Below are 6,476 nucleotides of genomic sequence, written 5' to 3'. Positions count from 1 at the left end.
GAGATCTTCCGAGATCGCCTGGCCGCCGGTCAGGATCGCGATGTCCTGCAGCATGGCCTTGCGGCGATCGCCGAAGCCCGGAGCCTTGACGGCCGCGACCTTCAGGCCGCCGCGCAGACGGTTCACGACCAGGGTCGCGAGCGCTTCGCCTTCGACGTCTTCGGCGACGATGACCAGCGGCTTGCCGGTCTGCACCACGGCCTCGAGCAGCGGCAGCAGCTCGTTCAGCGAGGAGAGCTTCTTCTCGTTGATGAGGATGTAGGCGTCGTCCATCTCAACGCGCATCTTGTCGGCGTTGGTGACGAAGTAGGGCGAGATGTAGCCGCGGTCGAACTGCATGCCCTCGACGACGTCGAGCTCGGTCTCGAGCGACTTGGCTTCCTCGACGGTGATGACACCCTCGTTGCCGACCTTCTTCATGGCGTCGGAGAGGAACTTGCCGATCTCCTGGTCGCCGTTCGCCGAGATGGTGCCGACCTGGGCGATCTCGTCGTTCGAGGTGACCTTCTTGGAGTTCTTGACGAGGTCGGCGACCACGGCTTCCACGGCCAGGTCGATACCACGCTTGAGGTCCATCGGGTTCATGCCGGCGGCAACCGACTTGGCGCCTTCGCGCACGATCGCCTGGGCCAGCACGGTGGCGGTGGTGGTGCCGTCGCCGGCCGCGTCAGCGGACTTGGAGGCGACTTCGCGCACCATCTGCGCGCCCATGTTCTCGAACTTGTCCTCGAGCTCGATCTCCTTGGCGACGGTGACGCCGTCCTTGGTGATGCGGGGAGCGCCGAACGACTTGTCGAGGACGACGTTGCGGCCCTTCGGACCGAGCGTGACCTTCACCGCGTTGGCAAGGATGTCGACGCCGCGCAGCATCTTGTCGCGCGCATCAACCGAGAATTTGACTTCTTTGGCTGCCATCTGGATTTTTCCTTGAGGTATTTGATTGGAGGGAAAGAGGGGCTCTTAGGCCGCCTTCTTCTTGGAAGCGGGGACGTCGAGGACGCCCATGATGTCGCTTTCCTTCATGATCAGCAGGTCGACGTTGTCGATCTTGACCTCGGTGCCGGACCACTTGCCGAACAGCACGCGGTCGCCGACCTTCAGGTCGAGCGGAACCAGCTTGCCGGCTTCGTCGCGGCCACCGGGGCCGACGGCGACGATTTCGCCCTGGGAGGGCTTTTCCTTGGCAGTGTCGGGAATGATGATGCCGCCAGCGGTCTTCTCTTCTGCGTCGATGCGCTTGACCACGACGCGGTCGTGAAGCGGACGGAATTTCATGCAGTCCTCCTAAGCATTTGCTCGGGTTGAGGTTTTGAGATTGTTAGCAATCGGTGCCCGCGAGTGCTAGCACGAGCAAGGCTGAAATAGGACAGGAATTTTGCGGGGGCAAGGGCTTCTAGCAGAAAATTTGGCGCTCTGAAGGCTCGGCTGCCAGAATGTCTTTCCATCGTTAACCGGGTTTAGGGACCGTATTAGCACGGTGCCGCATCTGCTGCTAACGCATTGAATTTCAACAGCTTGTTAAACTTTTGGGCTTGAGATGGATTGTCAGTTTGCGTCACATTTCTCTCATGTGAGCGCATCAGTACCGGGTGGCTCGTAAGGCGCACACCGACCAAGCCGCCCCTTGAATGCGCTCCTGCAAAGGAGGTTGGCATGGGCTTGCGGAGTGGGGTCGTTTCCGAGGATTTCCGGAAACAGATGCTGGGTTACGGGCTGACGACGGCGCAAATTCTCTACCGCATGCCGGATCATCCCTCGCTGCTCCAGACCTATGTCTGGCAGAACTACGACATGTTTCCGAAATTCCCGGCGCTGAAGGATTTCCTGGCATTCTGGCAGGAGAAGCTCGACGGCCCCCTCCATTCGGTCACCGTGGCGCATTCCAAGCTGATCAAGCCGGCCGAGCTGCGCGCCGTGGATGGCGTGTTCCGGCTGCATTGAGGACACCGGTCTCGTAGGGCGGGCAAAGGCGCGTTCTTCGCGCGCCGTGCCCACGCTTTTTCCGATCCGGTTACAGATGCGTGGGCACGCTTCGCTTTGCCCGCCCTACGATATCTCGGTTGGAGCTGCGCCGTGCGAACGCGCTGTCGTCGCCCGAGGCGCGATCAGGCGCCGCTGCTGCAATAGCGCTGCCACATCGCGCGATAGGCCTCGTCCACCGCTCGCCCGTAGGAGACGGGGTTGCCGGCGGCGGCGGCCCGGATCTGGTCGGGCAATGCGAGGCGCACCTTGTCGAGCTCGCCGATCTCCAGGGCGCGGCTCGTTGCGATGTCGATATAGGCCTCATTGCTGTCGGTGACCCAGTCGGGCAGGCCGAGCGCCGTGAGGATGGAGCCGGCGGCACGGCTGGGCAGGCTGTTGCCGAGCTTCGCGACCACAGGCACGCCCATCTGCAAGGCTTCCCACGTGCTGACGCCGCCGTTCTGCGGGAACGGGTCGAGACAGATATCGACACGATTGAACGATGCCAGATGTTCGCTTCGCAAGGTGGCGCCGAGCAGCTCGACGCGTTCGGCCGGAATTCCGCAAGCCTCGAACCGCGCGAGCAGATTTTCGCGGATCAGCCGGTCGTCCAGCGCGACATCCTTGATCAGCAGTCGCGAACCCGGCACGCGTTCGAGAATCCTGGACCAGACGTCCGCCGCCTCGTCCGAAATCTTGCTGATGCGGTTGAAGACGCCGAAGGTGACGAAGCCGTTCGAGATTGCCGGACTTGGCGCCCGCGCAATCTCGGCCGGCAGTGGCGTCAGGGTCACGAAGCACGGCAGGTCGACGACGGTCTCCGCAAACAGATGCCGAACCTCGTGCGGAATCGCGACCGGGTCCGAGATCAGATAGTCGATCGTCGGCAGCCCGGTGCCCGTGCCGTGGCCCCAGCCATGGACCTGGATCGGCGCCGGTTTGCGCGCGAACACGCCGAGGCGGTTCCCTCTGGTGTGGCCGGACAGATCGATCAGGATGTCGATGCGGTCGGCGCGGATCTCGTCGGCGAGGCGATCTTCGGTCCATTGCGAAGCGTCGTGCCAGCGATCGGCGATCTCCCGGAATTGGCTGGTCGTCGCATCCACTTTCGACGAGCAGGCGTAGCACACGATCTCGAACTGCGCCCGGTCATGGTGCTGAATGACCGGCATGAAGATCAACGCGGCCGAATGTGCGTTGAAGTCCGACGAGACATAGCCGAGCACCAGGCGGCGATCCGGATCGCGATTGTTGTCATGCGGTCTCGGCGTCTCCAGGGCGATCTTCGCGCCGACGCGTTCCCACCACATCTGACGCGCCTGCTGATGCCGCTCGACGGTGGCGTCGCCGGCAAAGTCGAGCGTGAATATCTTGTTGGAGATCGCGCTCTGCAGGTCAGGCTGGATGTCGAGAGCCCTGTCGAAACTCGCGAGGGCCTCGTCGACCCGGCCAAGTCCGGCGAGGCAAAGGCCCAGCACCAGATGACCTTGAATGGAATCGGGAGCGATCGCCAGCGCCTGTTCGCAATCGCGCGATGCCTCGGCAATTTGCTGGATCTGGAGTAGGACACCGGCCCGCGCGAGCCACCCATTCGCGTCGTCGGGAGCCAGCGCGATGGCCTGATTGCCGTCCGCCAGGGCTTCGTCAAAACGCTGGAGCTCCCGTAACACAACGGCGCGGTTCGCCAGCGCCGCCGCATAGTCGGGCTTGATCGACAGCGCGCGGTTCAGGCTTGTGATCGCCTCGTCATAGTTGCGCTGACGGCAGAGTGCCCAACCGCGGCCGTTATGGGCTTCCGCAAGGTTCGGGTCGAGTGCGAGCGCCTTGTCGTAGCTGTGCAGCGCCTCGTCGTGAAGGTCGAGGGCCGCGCTCGCGTTGCCGAGATTGGAGAGCGTTACGGCGTGGTTGGGCCGCAAGGCGAGGGCTCTTCGATAACTCGCGCGGGCTTCGTCGTGACGCCGCAATCCGTTGAGAGCGACGCCCAGGCTCATATGCGCATCGGCGGATCGCGGATCCGCGGCAACCGCGCGGCTCAGCAGGATTTCGGCTTGCTGATAGTTCTTGGCATCGGATTCCAGAATGCCGAGCATGTGCAGCGCGACGATTTGGTTGGGCGCGAGTTGCAGGACTTTGCGGTAGGCAGCCTGGGCTTCCGGCAAAAGTCCCATCTTGTGCAGCTGGAGTGCATGGCTGAGCATCGGCAATATTTCGGCTTTTTGCCGTTTCTGAAGCCGGGCATTCTGAAATGCTCGCTGACCTACGCTGCCGCTCATGAATCGAGTCCCCCAGAATCTCACGGGCGAGATTAATTCAGCGAGGAAACGAATACGAGGCGACGGCCGCTCACGACGACAGCTTCGGACAAGCTACGACTCTGGTCGTGCTTCGGCGCGTCCATCCTCGAGCCCCGCAATTGCCGCATCGTCCAAGACTGGATAATCTGCCTGCGGGGCGCGCCCGTCCGCGGGCGCGGTTCCGATCAGGGAGGCAGACAATGGCCAAGCAAAAGGCATCAAGACCCGCAACGAAGGCCGCGGTGAAGAAGCGCAGCAGCGCAAAGGCCGCGGCGCGTTCGTCGGCGCGCAAGGCGGTGAAGGCGAAGGCACGCATTGTGGCTCCGAAAAAGCCCACGCGCCCGCGGCAACGCATCGCGATCAGCCATCACCGTGAGGAAGACTTCAAGGCCGACGGCCTGCGTGCCTACGCCAAATACCGCGACCTCGGCATTGCCGACGCCACCCATGGTCTCGCGCAAGCGCATGTGATCCGCCTGCAGGGCCCCTGCAACCCGGCCGAGGTCTCGAAGCTGCACTTCCACGACGTCGAGTTCCAGATGGTCTACGTGCTCAAGGGCTGGGTGAAGACCTATATGGACGGGCAGGGCGAGACGCTGATGAAAGAGGGCAGCGCCTGGACCCAGCCACCAAAGATCAAGCACATGATCCTTGATTACTCCGACGACGTCGAACTCTTGGAGGTGATCCTGCCGGCGGAGTTCAGGACGACAGAGTTGAAGGCCTGACGTCATTCCGGGGCGCGCGTAGCGCGAGCCCGGAATCCATTGAGCGGCGGAGACGGTGGATGAATAGATTCCGGGCTCGCCGCTACGCGCGCCTGGGAATGACGGCGGAGAAACCTACGCCAACACCCCCACGACCGCGCCCATCAAGCACGTCGTCAGCGTCCCCGACACGATCGACTTAAGCCCGAGCGCGTTGATCTCCTCGCGCCGCTCCGGCGCCATCACGCCCAGGCCGCCGATCATGATGCCGAGGCTGGCGAAATTGGCGAAGCCGCACATCGCGTAGAGCATGATCAGGCGCGAGCGCGGATCAAGCGCGCCTTCCGGCAGCTTCGAGAAGTCGACATAGGCGATCAATTCGTTGAGCACGGTCTTGGTGCCCATCAGGCTGCCGGCGGTGACGGCCTGATCCCACGGCAACCCCATCAGCCAGCACACCGGCGCCATCACGAGGCCGAGCAGGCGCTGCAGGGAGATGGCGGCACCGCCGATTTGAGGCAGCAGGCCGAGGATCGCGTTGACGAGATAGACCAGCGCCACCAGCACCAGCAGCATGGCGACGATGTTGATCAGCAGCTCAATCCCCGCGCTGGTGCCCTTTACGATCGCATCCATCGTGCTGGCAATCTCCATCTCGGGATCTTCCAGCGTGCCGCCGGTGCGCTTGTCGGAGGTTTCGGGCACCATGATCAGGCTGATCAGGATCGCGGCCGGCGCGCCGAGCACGGACGCGATCACGAAATGTGCGGCGGCGTCCGGGATGAGGGGAGCAAGCAGCGTCGCATAGAGCACCAGCACCGTGCCGGCGATGCCCGCCATGCCGCCGGTCATCACCAGGAACAATTCGCTGCGGGTCATCTGCGCCAGATAAGGCCGCACGAACAGCGGGGCCTCGACCATGCCGAGGAAGATGTTGGCGGCGGTCGACAGGCCCACCGCGCCGCCGACCCCTAACGTCCGCTCCAGCAGCCAGGCCATGCCGCGAACAACAGGCGGCAGCACGCGCCAGTAGAACAGCAGCGTCGTCAGCACGCTCATGACCAGCACGATCGGCAGCGCCTGGAACGCCAGGACGAAATCGGCGCCCGGCACTTTGAGATCGAACGGCAGGGGGCCGCCGCCGATATAGCCGAACACGAAGGCGGAGCCGGCGCGCGAGGCCGCGGAGATCGCGCCGACCGCATCGTTGATGGCGCCGAAGGCATGCGCGACGGCCGGCAGCTTCAGCAGCATGATCGCGGTGACGACGGTGACGACGAGACCGATCGCCGCCTGTCGCAGCGACACGGCGCGCCGGTTCTCCGTCAATGCGAAGGCGATCAACAGCAATGCGAAAATGCCGAGTGCCGATTGCAAGCGCAGCATGATGTCCCCAAACCCTCAGTGATTATGGCCGCGCCTGCGCTGCAAAGGCAATGCCGGGACATCCGGGGTGCGTCCCGCTGTTGACAAGCGGGTCCGCCTCGGTCACGCGGAGGCCTTCGACATCGAG

At 63.6% G+C, this 6,476-nt stretch carries 6 protein-coding genes; 2 read left to right on the top strand and 4 right to left on the bottom strand.

All coding sequences use genetic code 11. The features are described 5' to 3' along the window. Both groEL and RPS27_RS29720 read right to left on the bottom strand, forming a co-directional pair. On the bottom strand, positions 1-915 hold a 915-nt coding region (gene groEL, locus RPS27_RS29725), incomplete at its 3' end, for a chaperonin GroEL (RefSeq protein ID WP_313754825.1). Positions 916-960: 45 nt separating this feature from the next. Further along, a complete protein-coding gene (locus tag RPS27_RS29720; RefSeq protein ID WP_194403050.1) occupies positions 961-1,275 on the bottom strand; it encodes a co-chaperone GroES in 315 nt (104 codons plus the stop codon). 378 nt (positions 1,276-1,653) lie between these two features. Here RPS27_RS29720 and RPS27_RS29715 point away from each other — a divergent pair, with 378 nt between their 5' ends. Beyond that, positions 1,654-1,941 carry an usg protein gene (locus tag RPS27_RS29715; RefSeq protein ID WP_194403049.1) on the top strand — a complete coding sequence of 96 codons (288 nt, stop codon included), beginning with the start codon at positions 1,654-1,656 and terminating at the stop codon, positions 1,939-1,941. Positions 1,942-2,105: 164 nt separating this feature from the next. Here the strand turns inward: RPS27_RS29715 and RPS27_RS29710 are convergent, their stop codons facing one another. After that, positions 2,106-4,235, bottom strand: coding sequence for a tetratricopeptide repeat protein (locus RPS27_RS29710; RefSeq protein WP_313754824.1), 2,130 nt, complete (start codon positions 4,233-4,235; stop codon positions 2,106-2,108). Positions 4,236-4,456: 221 nt separating this feature from the next. Between RPS27_RS29710 and RPS27_RS29705 the strand changes: the two genes are divergently transcribed. After that, positions 4,457-4,984 carry a cupin domain-containing protein gene (locus RPS27_RS29705; protein ID WP_194403047.1) on the top strand — a complete coding sequence of 176 codons (528 nt, stop codon included), beginning with the start codon at positions 4,457-4,459 and terminating at the stop codon, positions 4,982-4,984. A gap of 114 nt (positions 4,985-5,098) precedes the next feature. On the opposite strand, the gene RPS27_RS29700 is transcribed toward RPS27_RS29705, so the two are convergent. Then, positions 5,099-6,349, bottom strand: coding sequence for a nucleoside transporter C-terminal domain-containing protein (locus RPS27_RS29700; RefSeq protein ID WP_313754823.1), 1,251 nt, complete (start codon positions 6,347-6,349; stop codon positions 5,099-5,101). Between the last annotated feature and the right edge of the window lie 127 nt (positions 6,350-6,476).

Origin of the sequence: Bradyrhizobium sp. WYCCWR 12699 (assembly GCF_032144035.1) — a bacterium.
In the GTDB taxonomy this organism is placed as follows: domain Bacteria; phylum Pseudomonadota; class Alphaproteobacteria; order Rhizobiales; family Xanthobacteraceae; genus Bradyrhizobium.
This window is presented reverse-complemented; position numbering and strand designations above follow the sequence as displayed.